This is a genomic window from Aestuariimicrobium sp. p3-SID1156 (assembly GCF_025144225.1).
Classification (GTDB): domain Bacteria; phylum Actinomycetota; class Actinomycetes; order Propionibacteriales; family Propionibacteriaceae; genus Aestuariimicrobium.
In genome coordinates, this window is record NZ_JALXXB010000001.1 from 393318 (window position 1) to 411067 (window position 17750).

Annotated in this window: 15 protein-coding genes and 1 tRNA gene; 10 read left to right on the forward strand and 6 right to left on the reverse strand. The window is 66.3% G+C overall.

Annotated features, from left to right (window positions below):
- Positions 1-68: 68 nt before the first annotated feature.
- Both M3G03_RS01805 and M3G03_RS01810 read left to right on the forward strand, forming a co-directional pair.
- Complete coding sequence (locus tag M3G03_RS01805; RefSeq protein WP_259807658.1) at positions 69-572, forward strand: hypothetical protein; 504 nt, start codon at positions 69-71, stop codon at positions 570-572.
- 102 nt (positions 573-674) lie between these two features.
- On the forward strand, positions 675-1691 hold the full coding sequence (locus M3G03_RS01810; protein WP_259807660.1) for a MauE/DoxX family redox-associated membrane protein: 1017 nt from the start codon (positions 675-677) through the stop codon (positions 1689-1691).
- On the opposite strand, the gene M3G03_RS01815 is transcribed toward M3G03_RS01810, so the two are convergent.
- The 3 genes from M3G03_RS01815 to M3G03_RS01825 form a co-directional block, all read right to left on the reverse strand.
- On the reverse strand, positions 1636-2118 hold the full coding sequence (locus M3G03_RS01815; protein ID WP_259807662.1) for a VanZ family protein: 483 nt from the start codon (positions 2116-2118) through the stop codon (positions 1636-1638). The genes M3G03_RS01810 and M3G03_RS01815 overlap by 56 nt on opposite strands.
- A 266-nt stretch (positions 2119-2384) precedes the next feature.
- Positions 2385-2467, reverse strand: a tRNA-Leu gene (locus M3G03_RS01820).
- Between the two features lie 94 nt (positions 2468-2561).
- The gene (locus M3G03_RS01825; protein WP_259807664.1) at positions 2562-4178 is read right to left on the reverse strand and encodes a beta-N-acetylhexosaminidase; all 1617 of its coding nucleotides are present in this window, start codon (positions 4176-4178) and stop codon (positions 2562-2564) included.
- A gap of 157 nt (positions 4179-4335) precedes the next feature.
- On the opposite strand from M3G03_RS01825, the gene M3G03_RS01830 reads away from it, so the two are divergent.
- Positions 4336-6270 (forward strand): DUF5107 domain-containing protein, encoded by a 1935-nt coding sequence (locus tag M3G03_RS01830; RefSeq protein ID WP_259807666.1) that lies wholly within the window; start codon positions 4336-4338, stop codon positions 6268-6270.
- Positions 6271-6274: 4 nt separating this feature from the next.
- On the opposite strand, the gene M3G03_RS01835 is transcribed toward M3G03_RS01830, so the two are convergent.
- From M3G03_RS01835 to M3G03_RS01845, 3 genes are all read right to left on the reverse strand, one after another.
- A complete protein-coding gene (locus tag M3G03_RS01835; RefSeq protein ID WP_259807915.1) occupies positions 6275-7423 on the reverse strand; it encodes a cutinase family protein in 1149 nt (382 codons plus the stop codon).
- A 115-nt stretch (positions 7424-7538) separates the two neighbouring features.
- Positions 7539-8006 (reverse strand): YbhB/YbcL family Raf kinase inhibitor-like protein, encoded by a 468-nt coding sequence (locus M3G03_RS01840; protein ID WP_259807667.1) that lies wholly within the window; start codon positions 8004-8006, stop codon positions 7539-7541.
- Between the two features lie 63 nt (positions 8007-8069).
- Complete coding sequence (locus M3G03_RS01845) at positions 8070-10580, reverse strand: RNA helicase (protein ID WP_259807668.1); 2511 nt, start codon at positions 10578-10580, stop codon at positions 8070-8072.
- A gap of 45 nt (positions 10581-10625) precedes the next feature.
- On the opposite strand from M3G03_RS01845, the gene M3G03_RS01850 reads away from it, so the two are divergent.
- From M3G03_RS01850 to M3G03_RS01880, 7 genes are all read left to right on the forward strand, one after another.
- Positions 10626-11687 (forward strand): hypothetical protein, encoded by a 1062-nt coding sequence (locus M3G03_RS01850; RefSeq protein ID WP_259807669.1) that lies wholly within the window; start codon positions 10626-10628, stop codon positions 11685-11687.
- Between the two features lie 19 nt (positions 11688-11706).
- Positions 11707-12360 (forward strand): aldolase, encoded by a 654-nt coding sequence (locus tag M3G03_RS01855; protein WP_259807670.1) that lies wholly within the window; start codon positions 11707-11709, stop codon positions 12358-12360.
- Between the two features lie 97 nt (positions 12361-12457).
- A complete protein-coding gene (locus M3G03_RS01860) occupies positions 12458-13705 on the forward strand; it encodes an SH3 domain-containing protein (protein ID WP_259807672.1) in 1248 nt (415 codons plus the stop codon).
- 330 nt (positions 13706-14035) lie between these two features.
- The gene (locus tag M3G03_RS01865; protein WP_259807674.1) at positions 14036-14248 is read left to right on the forward strand and encodes a hypothetical protein; all 213 of its coding nucleotides are present in this window, start codon (positions 14036-14038) and stop codon (positions 14246-14248) included.
- Between the two features lie 174 nt (positions 14249-14422).
- Positions 14423-15721: an ABC transporter substrate-binding protein gene (locus M3G03_RS01870; protein WP_259807675.1), complete on the forward strand. Its 1299-nt coding sequence runs from the start codon at positions 14423-14425 to the stop codon at positions 15719-15721.
- Positions 15711-16661: a carbohydrate ABC transporter permease gene (locus M3G03_RS01875; RefSeq protein ID WP_259807676.1), complete on the forward strand. Its 951-nt coding sequence runs from the start codon at positions 15711-15713 to the stop codon at positions 16659-16661. Before M3G03_RS01870 ends, M3G03_RS01875 begins: the two co-directional genes overlap by 11 nt.
- Positions 16658-17593 carry a carbohydrate ABC transporter permease gene (locus M3G03_RS01880; protein ID WP_259807678.1) on the forward strand — a complete coding sequence of 312 codons (936 nt, stop codon included), beginning with the start codon at positions 16658-16660 and terminating at the stop codon, positions 17591-17593. Before M3G03_RS01875 ends, M3G03_RS01880 begins: the two co-directional genes overlap by 4 nt.
- The last annotated feature ends 157 nt before the right edge of the window (positions 17594-17750 follow it).

Consider the following 17750-nt stretch of genomic DNA (forward strand, 5'->3'; position numbering starts at 1 on the left):
CCCGTCCATGGGCTACTGTCCTCAACAGCGCCCACTTAGGGCTGAGTCTTTATAAATCAGGGGAGACCATGTCGAACACCACCAGCGGCCTGTCCCGCCGCACCCTTGCCAAGGGCGCTGCTTGGAGCGTGCCCGTCGTTGCCGTCGCCGGCGCCGCGCCTGCGTATGCGAGCTCGCCCACCAAGCCCGTTATCGAGGTCTCGGTGGTGCCAGGCAGCGGCTACAAGCAGCCCGGCAACAAGTGCAAACCCATCTTCAAGGGTTATCGAGTGAGCTTCAACCTCAAGAACACGGGGAACACCCAAGCAACGCTGACCCTGACCGGCGTGGACGCAACCGCCGATGGTCAGGACATCACCGGAGAATCGACCTTCGCTTACGGTTTCGTCGTGGGTGGAAAGTTGGTGAAGTCTGTCACGCTCGAGCCGGGCGAGGTGGTCGAGTTGAAGCTCGGATTCAGCAATGCGCCGACCAGCGAGGGCAGGACTCTCGAGGGAACGATCTACTACACTGTCGAAGGGGTAGCAGGTTCCGCCAGCTTCAATGAGGAAGCGAAGGAGCCCCTCTGCTGAGGCTGCGGATTATCGCGCTGAGCGACGGACCATCTTTGGGTGTCCGTCGCTCGGTTTTTGTTCGCAATCTGCTGGAGAGCGCCGCGGGGCTAGAATCGCTCCGTGTTGCATCCTTTCCACCTGCTCGCGCCGCTGCTGCTTGCGACGGTGTTGGCGACGAGTGCTCTGAGCAAGTTCCGCAGTCCCGGTTCGGCTCGGCAAGCCTTCCGCTCTTTGCGTCTCCCTGAATGGCTGCTCAAGGTTGGTGCCGCTGACGCCTTGCCGTGGGGGGAGTTGGTGCTCGCGGTGGGTCTGATGGTGCTGCCAGGCGGTGTGGGGGTCGTGGCCAGCGTCGCCGCCCTCCTACTCATGGTGGTCTACCTGGTCATCATCGTGCGAGCACTTGGGTTTGACGAGGCTGTGACGTGCGGATGCTTCGGAGAGCTCGGGCTGGGTGACGTGACGTGGCGCACCGCCGTCAGAAACGTGTTGCTCGTGGGGTTTGGGGTGTTTGCAGTTCTCGCGTCCATTCGGGATGACCAATCACCAGTCGAGCGTTGGATGCGTGCCTCCTCCGAGGACTGGGGGTGGTTGTCCCTGATCGTGGTCGTACTTGCCCTCGGGTGGCTCATTACGGCAGGCTCCCGCAAGGTGGAGCGCGCCGAGCCGAGCGTGTCCGACGCTGGCGCACAAGAGCTGGAGTATGTGCGCGTGCCCACGCCTTATGCAACTGTCGCGCGGCCAGATGGGACGAAGGTGACCCTCCGAGAACTCTCAGGCTCACAAGCGCAGCTTCTGATATTCGTGAGCAGCACGTGCGGATCATGTGTGGAAGTGCTGCAGTCCATCCCGGCGTGGACGGATCAGCTCGCGCCGGCCGTGGCAGTACGCGCCGTATTCGCGGCCTCGGGCCCTGACGGTTTGGGAAGTCGCGACGAGTCTCTGATCAAGATCCTGCCTGAAGCGCTCTTCGACGTAGATCACTCAGCCTCTCACGTTTTGAACATCGAAGGTACGCCTTCAGCAGTGCTTCTGGGGACTGACCTCCTGCTGGCGGGCGGGCCGGTCGCGGGCCAGAGCGACGTCAGGCAGCTGGTGGATGACGTGTCTGTCGAGCTGGAAGCGGCGTACGCGATCTAGTCCATCGGGATCGGCACTCGGCCGCCAGTACGGCGCCCGCGGCGCCCCCGAGCGCGTTGGCGGCGACGTCCCAGATACTCCCCTCGCGGCCGAGAGGGAGTGCCGCCTGCGCAATCTCGATAGCCCCCGAAAGAACGAGAATGGCCGCCGCGAGTTGCCACCACCTGGCGTGAGGCAGGGCGAACATGGCCGTGAAGGCGACCGGCACCATGAGCAGGACATTGAGAATGACGGCCAGAGTGTCCATGGAGATATCGCGGAGAACCGGGAAGCGCCACAACTGCAGGCCGCTGTAGTAGAGCCACACCACGAAGCGGTTGAGTTGCCAGCCGATGGGAAGCAGTGTCAAGGCGGCGACACCGAGGAGGGACAGCGCCAACAACGGCCAGGAGATGCGATGGACATGGGCTGGCGTCGCATCCGGCATGGGTCCATCATGCCAGTCGGGAGGAAAACCAGATCCTGTGCCAAGTCCTAGAGTTCAGGGGCCGGTCAGCTTCCCGTGTGCGGTCTGATGGAACGCCACGCTGAACGTATCCCCCACTCCGCATCGGCGGGAAGCACCAAGGAACCTCATAGCCCTGCTCACCCTCGACCCCACGGGGGACCGCCAGCCGCACAACACAAAAGAAAACCGGTGAACCCTCAGCCTAGGGGTTCACCGGTTTCCTACGTCCTGAGCCAGGACAACCGTGCGCGAGAGAGGATTTGAACCTCCACGTCCCAAGGGACACTGGCACCTGAAGCCAGCGCGTCTGCCGTTCCGCCACTCGCGCATTGCTGGTTTCCCAGCCGCTGGATTTTTCCAACCCGAGAAGACTAGCACAGGCCCCACGACCTAAAAAATCGTGGTCACCCCTGCTCCACGGGTCACCGGTGCCCCTCTGGTCGGGCATAGCGCCCGGTCCCACCCTGCTGCCACAGGTGGGGGCCGTCCAATGGGCGGTACTCGACACCAGCGGCGTCCAGACGCTGCAGATGGCGGCGCAGTCGCGGCTCCATCTCGCGCGGCGTCGGCCAGACCGTGTTCCACGCGATCTCGGCCAGGACGCTGGCACGGGGGAACATCATGTATTCCAGGCGGCGGGAGTTGGGGATGTACTCGGTCCACAGTTGCCCCTGGAGGCCCAGGACCAGCGCGCGCTGCTCCTCGGAGAGGTCCCCCAGCGGTTCGAAGGCGGCCACCGCCTGCCACGGGTTGTGTCCGTTGAAGGCGTACGGCTCGAGGTCGGAACGGGACTGGTAGTGGTCGAAGTAGAGCGGGAACGTGGGCGCCACGATGGTTTCGTGGCCTTTCTCGACCGCGCGATGGACCGCGGCCATGCCACGCCAGGCCATCACCACGGCGCCGGGGACGTCACCGTCGTCCATGATCTCGTCCCAGCCGATCATGGTGCGTCCGCGCTCGGCGAGCCACCTGCGCAGGTGCTCGGTGAACCAGGGCTGCAGTTGCTCGACCCCATCCAGGCCTCGTTCGCGGGCCAGGTTGGCGGACGCTTCCGAGGCCTGCCACTGAGTGCGGGGGCACTCGTCGCCGCCGATGTGGATCCAGGGTGAGGGGAAGACGTCCAGCAGTTCGGTGAAGATGTCCTCCACCATCGCCACGGTCTCGTCGCTGAGGTGCAGGACCTCCTGGAAGACTCCCCAGGTGGTGGCGACGTTCTCGCGGTCGCCGAGATTGCGGCGGGTCTCGTTGTTGTCGGGGATGTCGACCAGCTCACCGAACTGCGGGTAGGCGGCCAACAGGGCTCGGACGTGCCCGGGAAGGTCGATCTCGGGGACGATCGTGATGCCACGGGTCGCGGCGTAGCCGACCAGGGCGCGCAGCTGGTCCTGGGTGTAGAAGCCGCCGTGAGGGGTGCCGTCGGTGTCCTTCCACAGTGGATTGAAGGTGTGGGTGCGTCCGGCGCCGATGGTGGTGAGTAGGGGGTACTTCTTCACCTCGAAACGCCAGCCCTGGTCCTCGGTGAGGTGCAGGTGGAAGCGGTTGAACTTGTGCAGCGCCAGCAGGTCCACGAAACGGTAGAGGACCGGAAGCGGCATGAAGTGGCGAGCCACGTCCAGGTGCATACCCCGCCAGCTGAAGCTCGGGGCGTCCTCGACCTCGACGCAGGGCACCTCAATCGCAGCCCCCGGCAGTGGAGCCGGCCCGTGGACCCAGTCGGGCATCAGCTGGCGAAGGGTGGCGATGGCATTGACCAGCCCCTCGGCGTCCGTTGTCTGAATGCGGACGCCCCCGTTGTTGGTTGTCAGGGAGTAGCTGCCGGGTTTGCCCTCGCGGGTGTTCACGGTGATGAAGGCGCCGTCCTCGGCGGGATGAAGGCGCAGGCCGGTGCCGACTGACAGCAGATCAACCACGGTGTCGACCTGGTCGGGGGTTGCGCGGACGCCCACCCGGGTGGGGAAGCGAAGCAGGCCCTCATGCAGGGCCAGTGAGCTGGGGGAAGGGATGAGCTGCGGGCCGGTTCCGTCGGGGTGGGGAGACAAGGTGATCCTCCGGGAGTCCTGAGCGATCGGCCCAGGGGCGAATACGTCCTTCGACGCTATTGGCCGCGTTCGGGACGGTCAACGAATCGATCACCGAGTGTGCGTTGTTGTGCGTTGGTGAGGCGTCCGTCAGATGGGGGGAACTAACGTTGCTGGCATGGCTGTGGCGAGGGTCCAGATCGTACGCACGTCTGTCCGCGCCGCGGGGCTCGACCGGGACCCGGGCCTGCCGATCCTGCACAACGGTGGGGCGCGCCCGGCCACCCCGGAGGAGGAAGAGCTCCTCGGCGTCGGCTCGGAGCACATGGCCCGCCCCGCCACGGTGCTGCCGTACCGGCAGCAGGGCGCCTACGACCGCACCCCCGTCGACGTGGAGATGCGCGTCGCGGTGCTGGAGAACGAGCACCTGCGCGCGGAGTTCCTGCTCGACCTCGGCGGACGCCTGTGGTCCCTCTTCGACAAGGACCCCGGACGCGAGCTGCTGCACCAGCCCGACTGGATCCAGCACGGCAACCTCGCCCTGCGCAATGCCTGGTTCGCGGGCGGGGTGGAGTGGAACCTGGGCGTCACCGGTCACTGGGCGCTCACCTCCGAGCCGATCTCGGCTGCTGTCGTCGAGGCTGACGGCGTCCAGGTGCTCAGGATGTGGGCCTACGAGCGAATGCTGGAACTGGTCTGGCGCCTTGACGTCCACCTCCCCCAAGGCTCGGAGGCGCTGTTCACCCACGTCACCCTGCACAACCCGCACGACACCGATCGGCCCGTCTACTGGTGGTCGAACATCGCCGTTCCCCAGACGCAGGCCAGCCGGGTCCTGGTGGACGCCCACCACGCCTACCACTTCGGTTACGTCGGCAAGCTGCACGTCGTTCCGGTGCCCGAGCACGGGGGACGCGACATCTCGCGACCCGTCCAGGCTGCCGCCTCGGGCGACTTCTTCTTCCAGACCGACGCCGAGCATCCGTGGATCGCTGCCGTTGAAGGCGACGGGTATGGGCTCGGGCAGGCGTCCACCGCGAGGCTGCGTAGCCGAAAGCTGTTCGTCTGGGGCAACTCGCCGGGTGGGAGCGCTTGGCAGCGGTGGCTGAGTGGTGAAGGCTCCTACATCGAGATCCAGGCCGGGCTCGCCCCGACCCAGCTGGAGCACCTGCGGCTGCCGGCGGGGGACACCTGGTCGTGGACGGAGAGCTACCGTGCGGTGCAGCTTGATCCGGCGACTGCCGGTGGGCCGTGGGGTGATGCGGTCGCGGCGGCCGGCAGTCTGGCCGCGCATGCCGAGGAGCTGGATGCATCTCATGAGCTGTTGGTCTCCCTGGCCTCGCTCCCGGTGGGGCAGTTCGACGCCTTCGGGGCAGAGGAGAACCAAGCCTGGGGAGCCCTCGCGGTGGCGGTGGGTGACCTGCCCGAGGACCCGGCGACGCCCTTTGACCCCTCGACCATGACGGCCGAACAGCGGGGCTGGCTGGAGCTTGCCCGCACCGGAGCCGTTGCGCCCGAGCTGGTGGGGTCCGTGCTCGTGGGCGAACACTGGCTGGGACGCCTCCGCTCGGCCGAGACGTCACCGGTGCAGCAGTTGCTTCGTGGCTACGCCGAACACGCGGTCGGCGACACGGTGCTGGCTCGGGAACTCTGGCAGCAGAGCGCCGACGCCGAGCCCACGGCTGAGGCTCTCCACGCGCTGGCCGCCACCACGCACGACGCAGGCGCAGCGGCGGACCTGCTCACCCGAGCACTGCCGTTGGCGTTCCACTGGGAGGAGCCGGCCCTGGACGGTCTGCTCGTCGCGACCCTGGCGGCGCTGCAACGGGCTGGCCAGTCGCACGAAGTTCTCGATGTGATCTCGAGGCTGTCCGAGCGGCAGCGCGTCCTCCCGCGCGTCGCGTTCGCCGAATGTCGTGCGCTGGTCGATGTCGGGGAACTGGAGGCGGCCGAAGCGCTGCTCGCGCGTCCCCTCGTGCTGCCGGACCTGCGTGAGGGCGACCGATCGCTGGACGAGCTCTGGTTCGACTACCAGCGAGCACGAGGCACCGTGGAGCCGCTGCCGCCGCACTACGACTTCCGGATGTTCGGCGGCCACGTCGAAGAAGGCTGAGCGACTAGGACTTTTCCAGGCGGCGAGAACGCCTGCCGGGGTGGCGGTTCGCGCGTCCCACGAGCAGGCCGGCGATGAACCCGGTGACCGCAGCACCAAGACCCACCTCGGCGGTCAGTTTCCAGTTCGGACGCCCGGGCAGCCGCTCGATCCGGACCCTGGCCGGACCCGCTGCCGGCTTCGGATCCTCGATCGGCTCCGCCGCGTTGATGGCCGCACCCACCGCGTCCAGGGTGTGCCTGATGCTGTTGCTCTTGTAGTTGAGGTGGATCGGGCGGGTCCTGTTCATCTCGTCCTGCATGGTAGTGGCGGCGACGAGGATATTGCTCATCGGTTCCGCCGAGTCGCACACCATGTCGCCAGCCAGGCAGACCGAGTAGGTGATGGGGTAGGCCTCCGGCGGGATCTGGTCGCCGCTGCGAGTCATCGCCTCCCGCATCCTGGTGCGATCAGCCTTCCCCTCGGTGACATCGAAGGTCTGCTGCAGGACCGCTTCGACAGCGTCCTGGCGAGTGGACTTCGCGGCGGCGGTCTCCCGGGTCACGGTCAGGAACGCGCCCATGCCGATCGCAGTGTCGTCCGCGGACCCGTCGAGCTCGCGGACATTCTGGCCGGGGTAGTGGCTGGGGTTCCCCAGCAGGATCGCAGCGAGCAGCCGATCGCCGGGTCGCGTTTCAGCCAGCGCACGTGTGATGACCTGGGCGCCCTGGCTGAAGCCGGCCAGGATGATGCGCTCGCGGGGGCAGCGCTTCTGGGCGTCCCGGATGATGGTGGTCAGCTTCTCGCCGCCGCTTGTCGCAGAGTCGAAGTACTCGGTTGATGGCATCGGCTGGTCGAACAGCAGCGACTCCATCGGCACCTTCTCCAGCGTCTGCGGTGCCACAGCGGGGTAGTCCAGCCAGACTTGCCGGACGGTGCCGTCGCGCTTCCACTGCTTCTTCAGTCCATCGCGGACGCCGGTGATCGTCGCCCCGAACCCATCTGGTTCGCCTGACCCGCGGACGCCCACGAACAGGAAGTCAGCGCAATTCTGTCTGGAGGCTGCGCTGGAGATGACCGGCGCGGAACTCCACCCGTCGGCGGCGTGGGCCGGAGTTGCAACCAGCCCCCAGCTGGCGAGGCTGAGGGCGAGGGCAGCGATGGGAAGACGCATGCTCACGGCGTCCATTGAACCAAACCCGCTACTACGCGCCGTAAACCCGCACTTGGACCACCGACGTCGCTGGTCCAAGTGCAGAACTACGGCGCGTAGTAGCGGGGGTTTGGGGTCAGCTGGTGGGGTTGGCGAAGGTGGCGACGAAGCTGGCCTTGCCCAGCGCCTCACCCATCAGCACCATCCGGGTCCACGCGCTCGAGGCGTCGTCCTCCACGTCGAGCTTCTCGCTGGGCAGCGCCCACACGGTGAACTCGTAGTGGTGCGCCGGGCCGGGCGGCGGGTAGGGACCACCCCAGCCGTCGTAGCCGTAATCATTGACCCATTCGCGCGTCGGGTCCGGCAGCGGTTCGCCCTCGCCGATCGAGGTCACGTCCGCGGGAATGTCGATCGCGAGCCAGTGCCACCAGCCCGAGCCGGTGGGGGCGTCGGGGTCGTAACAGGTGATGGCGAATGACTTGGTGCCCTCGGGGGCGTCCGACCAGGTCAGGTCGGGGGTGACATTGCGGCCGCCGACGCCGGGCTCGGCGAAGCGGAGGTCGATCTCGCTGTCGGCGGGAATACCGGTGCTCTCAAGCTTCATTGCATGCTCCTTCCGTTGCCCTCCACCCTACGATCAGCAAGCTGGTCTGGGGGAGCTCCGGCGTCAGCCCAACTGACCGAACCCCCTGGTCGCCATCACCAGCGCCTCCGCCTCATCGGAGGCATCAAGGTCCACAACGGCATGGATCTGCCAGTCATGATTCCCCTCCGGGTCACTGACGATCTGCCGGCACACCCACTTCCGCGGATTCGTCTTGTCGATCATCAACCGTTTCGGCGACCTCGCGTCGGCGTCCATCAGGACGTCGTCGTGCTCGTCCCAGTAGTCGCCGAGCGCCTCGTCCCAGTCGTCGCCGGTCCAGTCCTTGTTCGCCGGCTCCAGCGCTTCCAGGGCGTCCACATTGTCGGCTGCGATCAGCGCGACCCGCTGCCACAAGGCGTTGCGCACCAGCGCGGTGAACGAACGCTCGTTCGTGGTCAGGTGGTGCTCGCGCGCCACGACCTGGGGACGCTCGGAGTCCCCGTCCCACTGGGTCAACGCCTCCCACTCGTCGAGCAGTGAGGAGTCCGTCAACCGCACCATGTCGCCGAGCCAGTCCAGCAGCACCTCGAAGTCCTCGGTGCGCAGGTGCTCGGGAACCGTCTGGCGCAGCGCGCGGAAGGCGTCAGAGAGGTAGCGCAGCAGCAGGCCCTCGACGCGTTCGATCTTGAGCCAGGCCACGTACTCACCGAAGCTCATGGCGCGTTCGTACATGTCACGGACGATCGACTTGGGCGAGAGCGCGGCCTCCGCGATCCAGGGGTGACGCGGCTGGAAAAGGGAGAAGGTGTGCTGCAGCAGCTCGTCGAGCGGCTTGTCCCAGCCGACGTCCTCGAGGGCGTCCATCCGCTCCTCGTAGTCCATGCCGTCGGCCTTCATCTCGGCAACTGCCTCACCACGCGCCTTGAACTGTTGGGCGAGCAGGACCTGCATCGGGTCCTCCAGCGTCGCCTCGATGACACTGACCAGGTCCAGCGCATGGGTGGGCGATTCAGGGTCGAGCACCTCCAGCACCTCGGTCGCGAAGGCCGACAGCGGCTGGTTCAGTGCGAAGTCCTGCTGCAGGTCAGGCGACAGCGCATACTTCCGCCCCCCGGGCGTCGGCTGCTCCAGCTTCACCACGGTGCCGGAGTTGATCAAGGAACGGCCCAGCGCCAGCGCCCGCCGGTACAGCTTCCTTCGCGCCTTTTCCTCACCGGTGGAGTTCTCGACCAGGTGCACCACGGCCTCGACGGTGTCCTGGTCACGTTCGAGCAGGTTCAGCAGCATGGCGTGGGTGATCCGCATGCGTCCGTGCAGGGTCTCCGGCACCGAGTTCTGCAGCCGGGTGAAGCCCTCCTCGGTCCAGTTCACGAACCCCTCGGGCGGCTTCTTGCGGACGAACTTCCTGCGCTTCTTCGGGTCGTCTCCGACCTTCGCCAACCCACGCTCGTTCTCGATCACATGCTCGGGTGCCTGCGCGACCACGTAACCAATGGTGTCGAAACCGGCCCGGCCCGCACGGCCGGCGATCTGGTGGAACTCGCGCGACCGCAGCACCCGCGAGCGCTGCCCATCGAACTTGGTGAGCGTGTTGAACAGCACCGTCCGGATCGGGACGTTGATGCCCACCCCGAGGGTGTCGGTGCCGCAGATCACCCGGAGCAACCCCTGTTGCGCGAGCGTCTCGACCACGCGCCGGTAGCGGGGCAGCATCCCCGCGTGATGGACGCCGATGCCCGCACGCACCATCTGCGAGAGGGTCGTCCCGAAGCCCTTGCCGAATCGGAAACCGCCCAGCGCCTCGACGATGCGGGCGCGACCCTCTTTGTCGACCAGGGGAGTGGACAGCATCGCCTGGGCCCGCTGGAAGGCCAGGTTCTGGGTCGCATGGACGATGTAGACCGGGGCCTGCTGGGCCGCGACGAGCTCGTCAACCGTCTCGTTGATGGGCGTCATTGCCCAGCGATAGGCCAACGGCACCGGACGCGTGGCGCCGCTGACCACCGACGTCTCGCGTCCGGTCAGGTCTTCGAGCTGGGACGACAGCTCGCTCACGTCACCCAGCGTGGCGGACATGATCACGAACTGTGCCCGGGGCAGTTCGGTCAGCCCGACCTGCCAGGCCCACCCGCGATCATGGTCAGCGATGAAGTGGAACTCATCCATCACCACCTGGTCGATCGGAGCCTCCGCCCCCTGGCGCAGCGCCATGTTCGCGACGATCTCAGCCGTGCAGCAGATGATGGGGGCGTCCGCGTTCACCTGGGAATCGCCGGTGATCATGCCCACATTCGCGGCACCGAAGACGTCACACAGCGCGAAGAACTTCTCGCTCACCAGCGCCTTGATCGGCGCGGTGTACCAGGAGCGTCCGCCGCTGGCGAGGCAGGCCGCGTGAGCGGCGATCGCGATCAGCGACTTGCCCGACCCGGTCGGAGTGGTGACGATCGTGTTCGCCCCGGTCAGGATCGCCAGCGCCGCCTCCTCCTGGTGCGGGTACAGCGCAATCCCGTCCTCCAGGGCAGCGTTGCTGACCTGCTCGAAGACATTGTCGGGGGACGCGCCGCGCAGTGCGCTGAGGTCGAGTTTCATCCCTGCCAACCTAGCGGAGGGCCTCTGGCTGACTATCCTCATCGCATGTTCAGCACCGAAGCTCTGGAGCGGCCCCCTTCGGCTGAGGAGATGCGCGCCGCCAGGGAGCACCGCAAGGCGACCTCCCCCGGTGCCAAACCGCTGGTGATCGGACTCATCGCCGTCGTGGCAGCCCTGATCTTCGCCAATGTTGCCTTCAATGTGGGCCGGATTGTGCTGGAGATGTTCACCCCTGAGGGCGAGGGCCCGGGGCTGCTGGCCTGGGTGGTCTGGGGGCTTCCCGTGCTCCTGGCGGCGACCATCGTCACGGCTGCCGTACGGAATTTCCGAGGCCTGCGTCGCCGGGAGGCGCACCTGCTCGCTTTCGCGCGCGCGAATGGGCTGGATTACCTGCCTGAGCAGTCGGGCGTCCCGGAGGACCTGCACGCCACCGTGTTGCGGCAGGGCGATCGGCAGAAGGTGCTCGACCTGGTCCGCTCCAGTGGTCAGCTCAAGGCGCTGGGAACGCTGCGGTGGACCAGTGAGGGCAGCGGTGACAGCAGCGACAGCCACTATGAACTGGGCTTCATGACGTGGCGGCTGCCGCGTCGACTCCCACAGGTGGTCATTGACCAGCGTGACCGGCGGGCTGCCTCGACGGCGACGGCCACGCACCTGAACAAGAAGAGCCAGACGCTGAGCATGGGGGAGCCCTTCGATTCCCGGTTCACGATTTTCGTCCCAGCCGGCGTCGAGCAGGCTGCCTTCCAACTGTTCCCGCCGAACGTGTTGGAGAAGCTGATGCAGCTTTCCCCGGGGTGGGATGTGGAGATCCTGGGTGACGAATTGAGCCTGTTCGCGTCCCAGCCCTTCGAGTTGGAGTCGCCCCGGTTCTGGCGCTCAGTGGAGGAGGTGGGGCAGGGCCTGGTCTCCGACATTTCGCGGATCAGCCAGCGCATGATCGACTCGAAGGTGCGCGAGCACGCCGACGTGGTGGCCTTCGGATCGCAGGTGCTGGCTCGGCGGCGGTTCAGCGGCGCCGGAATCGGCTGCCTGGTCGTCTTCGGCGTCTTCTTCCTGTCAGTTCTCGCCTTCGTGGTCTACATGTGGTCGCAGATGGGCCGTTGAGTGGTGGGAGGATGGGGACATGCTTCCTGAGTGCATCCAGCAGTCCCGCCTGATTGTCCTGCTCGACCGGCGACGCAGTGAGGACGCCGACCGCGACGCGCGTCTGGGCGTCCTGGTGCCGGTGCTGGAAGTGATGGTGCAGGAGGGCCTGCGGACCTTCGGGCTGGATTCAGGCGACCTGGACGTGTTCGCGGAGGTGCGCGAGATCTTCGATGAGCGCGCCGACTTCGGGCTGTACAACGTCGACGACCACGACCGGATGGCCCGGATGGTGGAGCAACGGCCGGCGTTCATCCTGCTGAACAATGACGACCCGGACCTGGTCTGGCACGGTCAGGGGCAGGGGATTGCGACGCTCCCGGCGGCGCTGACGCCCAATGAGATCGGACGCGCCGCCAAGCTGGGTGCCCCGGCGGTGCAGGTGATGCCGGCGGACCTGTTCGGCAGTTCCTTCCCCGACCAGCTGAACCAGGTGCTGCCCGGCGTGGTGACGATTCCGCGCGGCGGGCTTGGGGGTTGGGCGATCGGGCGCTGGTTCGAGGCCGGGGCGCAGGCCTGCATTGCCGACACCAACCTGATCGGGGATTCCCTCAACGGCGGCAACCTGAGCCACCTGCGTGACCGCGCGCGGAGCTTCCGCGACGTCATTCCCAGCGCTGAGGCGGGAGAGTAATCCACAGGTCCGGGGGTGCGGGGTTGCTATTCCTGAGAATTAACCTAAGATCTTCTCAGTCAGAAGCCTGCCCCCAACTGTTGAGGCCTTGATACCCATGACCGGACACCGGTTCACCACTGAGAACGACTCCGCCACCCTCGATGAGCAGCTGCGCACCCCTACGCGAATGCAGCCTGTGGTGGAGACCGACGATGTGGAAGTCGAGGAGGCAACGGTGATCGGTGGCTTCAGTGCGTTCATCACCCCTCGTCGGAAGCGCTTTGGGCTGGTGCTCGCCCCGGTGCTGGCGGTCGGTATCGCGGCCACCTCGTTCGCGGTGACCCGTCCCGGCGACCAGCCCCTGGAGGCGGCCCCGGTCGTCGAGGTGCAGCAGTCGGTGGCCGCGCGTGCCAAGGCCCCCAACCGCGAGGCCTCGCGTCCTGCCCTCACCCCGTCGGCCAGCCCCGCTGAGTCCGCGGCGCTGTCCGGTGGTGTGAAGTTCAGCACACTGCCGTCGACCAAGGCTGCCCCATCGAAGAAGGTTGCGACCACCAAGAAGGCTGCGACCACCAAGAAGGTTGTGACCACCAAGAAGGTTGTGACCACCAAGAAGCCCGTGGCCATGAAGAAGCCCGTGGCCATGAAGAAGGCGACCGCCGCGAGCTCGGCGCGTCCCACCACGAAGGCGGCGCCCACCCGCGCCAACAACGCCAAGCCGCAGAACGCCGGGCCTGCGATCCCACGCCTGGGCGAGGTGATCGGTTCCCGCTACGCCACCGGGAAGGTGCGCGTCCGCGCCATCCCCTCGACCGGTGGCGAGGTGCTGTCGACCCTGAAGGTCGGCCAGAAGGTGTCGGTCACTGCTGTCAGCAGCAACGGCTTCCGCCAGATCTCCTGGAATGGACGCGCTGCCTGGGTGTCGAGTGAGTTCCTGTCGAAGTCCCAGCCTGCTGCGCCGAAGACCACTGCTCCCAAGACTACCTCGGGTGGTTCCTCGAGCGGTTCGGCACCGGCTGCGGGGGCCTGCAGCGACGCTCCTCCGCGCGGTGTGAATGCGAACGCCATGGGTGTCTACCGTGCCGTGTGCGCTCGCTGGCCACAGGTCAGCTCCTACGGTGGCTACCGTCCCAGCTCTGACTTCCACGGACAGGGGCGGGCAGTCGACATCATGATCTCCGGGGCGACCGGTTGGGAGATCGCCAACTACCTGCGCGCGAACGCCTCCCGCCTCGGGATCAGCGAGCTCATCTACGCCCAGAAGATCTGGACCGTCCAGCGCTCTGGTGAGGGCTGGCGCTCCATGTCCGACCGTGGTGGGGCGACTGCCAACCACTACGACCACGTGCACGTCTCGGTCTACTGATCGGACGCCGCAGGCGGCTGCCTGCTCCCGTTCCTCTCGGACCCCATCGCCTGCGGGCGGTGGGGTCCGTTCCTTCTCCGGGGAAAGCGGCCGCGCGGGGATCGGAAGCTTTCGCCGAGGTGCGGAAGATTCCGGGTGATCGGCCCGCGAGGGCGGACCCTGCCGCTCTCGTGCGAAAGTTTCCGGGCAGGACTTCACTGAAGCGTGGCTACGAGCGTCCCGGAAGGGCCCACGGGCACACTGGACACTCATCCCCAACCCTCAGGAGGCGCCGTGGCGGAGCAGCGCAGTGAACACGTGAGCACCGTGGGCAGTTGAAGCGCCTGCTCCGTGAGCTTGGGGTGCGAGGCTGAAGCGGTCGCGACCCTGGCCACCGAGGAGTGCGGCCGACAGGCGATGGTCCGCACGCTGTCGCCCGATGAGCGCGAGGAGCTGCAACGAACCCGCGAACAACGGCTGGGTGAGGTCATCGAGCGCTCGCGCGGTGCCAGCGCCCGACGAGCCGTTGGCCGGCCCATTGACCGTGGAAGGCCGCGAACCTAGCATGGGGGCGACTCGCCGGTCGCACCTGATGATCGGACCGCCCCTGCACTGTGGGAGGGGCATGCGAGCAGCGAGCGATGCACTGTCCCGGTTGAGAAAGCACAACGATTTGCCACGCTTGGGGCGTTGGTCATCCATGGCGTGATACCTCTCCATCAAACGAAAGGCGCTGACATGAAGAAACTCCGCAACGTCGCGGCAGCTCTGCTCTGCAGTGTGCTGGCCCTGACCGCATGCTCCCCGGGTGAGAAGGAAGCCGACCCCGGGGATGCGAACACCAATGCCCGCGAGGGTGTCCAGGAACTGACCTACCTCTACTTCACCGACGGCCCCGACGAGCAGGCCACCCGCAACCTGATCACGAAGTACGAGAAGGAGAAGGGCGTCAAGGTCAAGCTTGAGATCGTCCCCTACGCCAACCTGGAGCAGACCCTGCAGGCGCGGCTGGCCGGTGGCAACGCCCCCGACGTGGCGCGGCTCTCCGACCTGACCAACTTCCGCGAGGACCTCCTCGACCTGAACAAGTTCCAGAAGGAGGCTCTGGACGGCAAGTTCATCGACGGCTTCGACAAGGCCGCGATGGGGCCGGACGGGCAGCGGCTGGCGGTGCCGTCGGACCTGACGATCAACGGCGTCTTCGTCAATGCCGACCAGTTCAAGAAGGCTGGCGTCCCGGTCCCCTCCGAAGGCAAGGGCTGGAAGAGCTGGCAGGAGATGGTCGACGCGGCCAACAAGGTGAAGGCAGCCAACAAGACCGAGTACGGCGTGGCGGTCGACGTTTCCGGGCACCGCTTCTCCACGATGCTCAGCCAGTACGGCACGACGCTGATCGGTGGCGACGGCAAGACGGTTGCCGCTGACCCTGCCAAGACGCAGAAGATGCTGAGCGACCTGCAGAAGTGGAACAAGGACGGCACCATGCCGCGCGACCTCGTCCTGCAGGCGGGATCGAAGTACAAGGCGGCCAACGAGATCTTCCTGGGCGAGCAGGTGCCGGTCTATGTTTCGGGCAACTGGCAGGTGGCGGCGCTGGCCAAGAATGCGAAGTTCACCTGGCAGGCCGTCCCCAACCCCTGCGAGGAGCGTTGCGGCGGATTCCCCGGCGGCAAGCTGATGGCTGCCTTCAAGAAGTCGAAGAACCCGGCGCTGGCCGCAGAGTTCATTGCATGGATGAACTCTGCTGACAACCAGAAGCAGATGGACGCCGAGGCCAACTTCCTGCCCACCCGCAAGGACCTGGTCGACGCCGACATCCCCTTCGCCCAGCGACCCGAGGACATGAAGGTCTTCCTCTCCGAGATCAGCAAGACCCCGGAGGACACCTACACCTCGGCCTACGCGCCCGCATTCGGCAACTCCGCCAAGGCCTTCGTGGAGGCGGTCGCGAGCGTACTGGCCGGCAAGGACACCCCCGAGGGGGCGACGACCAAGCTCCGCACGGGAGTGGAAAAGGCGATCAAGGATGCTGGCTGACACCCAGCCCGACATCGCTGAGGGCGCCCGATCCATGGGGTCGGGCGCCCCTGCCCGTCGGCGACGGCCGCGATTGAACCGCCAGAAAATCGCGCCCTACCTGTTCATCCTCCCGAACATGCTGGTGTTCGCCATCTTCACGATCTACCCGGCGATCAACATGTTCAACATGTCGCTGTACGACTCGCGGAATGGGCGGACATTCCGCTGGGTGGGGTTCGACAACTTCACCGAGATCGCCACCGACAGCGAATTCCTGCAGGTGTTGACCCAGACGGTCGTGTTCACGATTGGTTTCGTTGGCTTCACCGTGCTGTTCGCGACATTGTTCGCATTGCTGCTCAATGATTCCTTTCGGGGACGCACATTCTTTCGCGCCGTGATCTTTCTGCCCTCGCTGCTGTCGGCGGTGGTGATCGGCCTGCTTTGGGGCTGGATGTTCGAGCGCACCAACGGGTTGGTGAACGTCGCCCTGGGGAGCCTCGGGATCACGGGCCCGGGCTGGCTGGTGCAGGACCACCTCGCCATGGGCGTCGTGATCTTCGTCGGCCTGTGGATGCACACCGGCTTCTACACCCTGATCATGCTGGCCGGGCTGCAGGGGATCGACCCGAATGTGCATGAGGCCGCGAAGGTGGACGGGGCAACCACGTGGCAGCGGTTCACCAAGATCACCTGGCCCCTGCTGCGGCCGACCACCTTGGTGGTGCTGATCCTGTCCACGATCTCCGGATTCCAGGCCTTTGACTTCATCTGGACCCTGACCGGTGGTGGGCCGGTGGGCAGCACCACCCTGCTGGTCCAGTACATCTACGAGCGAGGGTTCAGCACCCCGACCCGCTACGGACTGGCGGCGGCTGGCGGCGTGGTGCTCTTCGGCTTCGTGTTCGTCCTGACCGCCATCAACTTCGCCTACGGGCGCCGCAAGGAGGCAGCGTGAGCACCGTCGGGCAGGAATCCGTCGTCGCGCAGGAGACCGTCGCCGGGTCGGGGACGGGGGGAGGGCGGGGCCGCGGGCGTCCCAAGGGCACCTGGACCTCGGTCGCAGCGACCCGTACCCCCACGACCCTGGTGGTGTTGCGATACGCCGTGCTGGTCACCGCAGCGCTCGGCGTGCTGGTACCGCTGACCTGGACGGTGTTGTCGAGCTTCAAGAGCCAGTCGGAACTGGCACAGCGGCCTCCGTCGCTGATGCCGAAGAGCTTCGCCCCCACCAACTACACCGAGGCGATGAGTCGCTTCGATTTCGGGACGTATTTGAGCAACTCCGTGATCGTCACCGTGGGGGCAACGATTCTCACCGTGGTCATCAACACCATGTGCGCCTACGGGCTGGCGAAATACAACTTCCGTGGACGCAATGCGCTGTTTCTGCTCGTGCTGGCCATGATCATGGTGCCGCTGCAGGTGATCCTGATCTCGGTGTACAAGGTCGCCAGTGACCTGGGGCTGGTGAATTCGCTGTGGGGCCTGATCATCCCGCCGGCGGCGACCCCAACCGGAGTATTCCTGATCCGGCAGTACATGTTGTCGATCCCCGATGAGCTGATCGAGGGGTCGCGCGTGGACGGGGCAGGGGAGTTCGCCACCTTCCTGCGGATCATCGTTCCCCTGTGTGGTGCCCCGATCGCCGTCGTCACCGTGTTCTCGGTGATGTGGCGCTGGAACGACTTCCTCTGGCCGCTGATCATCAGCCAGGACCAGAGCAAGTACACGCTCCCGGTCGCACTCGCGCAGTTCAGCGCGGAGGAAGTGGTGCCGTTCAACTACATCCTCGCCATGAGCGTGGTCGCGATGCTGCCGGTGGTCCTGATCTTCCTGTTCCTGCAGCGCTACATCGTCACGGGGATCGCGAACACCGGGATCAAGTAGCTGGCGGGGGACGGGCGGGGCTCATGACCGGAATCTGTCGCCTTGGAGCAGGGCCTTCCGGAGGGCGCGTCCACCTGACCGGACACTCTCTCCCCAGTGCGAAGCCTTCCACTCGCCGGTTCCCGGCGTCCACACCGATCACTGCAGATAACTCCTC

Bases quoted from the DNA above. Each gene is read 5' to 3' on its own strand.
- M3G03_RS01850 (WP_259807669.1), top strand. From the start codon at position 10,626: ATGTTCAGCACCGAAGCTCTGGAGCGGCCCCCTTCGGCTGAGGAGATG.
- M3G03_RS01875 (WP_259807676.1), top strand. From the start codon at position 15,711: ATGCTGGCTGACACCCAGCCCGACATCGCTGAGGGCGCCCGATCCATG.
- M3G03_RS01840 (WP_259807667.1), bottom strand. From the start codon at position 8,006: ATGAAGCTTGAGAGCACCGGTATTCCCGCCGACAGCGAGATCGACCTC.
- M3G03_RS01855 (WP_259807670.1), top strand. From the start codon at position 11,707: ATGCTTCCTGAGTGCATCCAGCAGTCCCGCCTGATTGTCCTGCTCGAC.
- M3G03_RS01860 (WP_259807672.1), top strand. From the start codon at position 12,458: ATGACCGGACACCGGTTCACCACTGAGAACGACTCCGCCACCCTCGAT.
- M3G03_RS01835 (WP_259807915.1), bottom strand. From the start codon at position 7,423: ATGCGTCTTCCCATCGCTGCCCTCGCCCTCAGCCTCGCCAGCTGGGGG.
- M3G03_RS01845 (WP_259807668.1), bottom strand. From the start codon at position 10,580: ATGAAACTCGACCTCAGCGCACTGCGCGGCGCGTCCCCCGACAATGTC.
- M3G03_RS01830 (WP_259807666.1), top strand. From the start codon at position 4,336: ATGGCTGTGGCGAGGGTCCAGATCGTACGCACGTCTGTCCGCGCCGCG.
- M3G03_RS01805 (WP_259807658.1), top strand. From the start codon at position 69: ATGTCGAACACCACCAGCGGCCTGTCCCGCCGCACCCTTGCCAAGGGC.
- M3G03_RS01815 (WP_259807662.1), bottom strand. From the start codon at position 2,118: ATGCCGGATGCGACGCCAGCCCATGTCCATCGCATCTCCTGGCCGTTG.
- M3G03_RS01870 (WP_259807675.1), top strand. From the start codon at position 14,423: ATGAAGAAACTCCGCAACGTCGCGGCAGCTCTGCTCTGCAGTGTGCTG.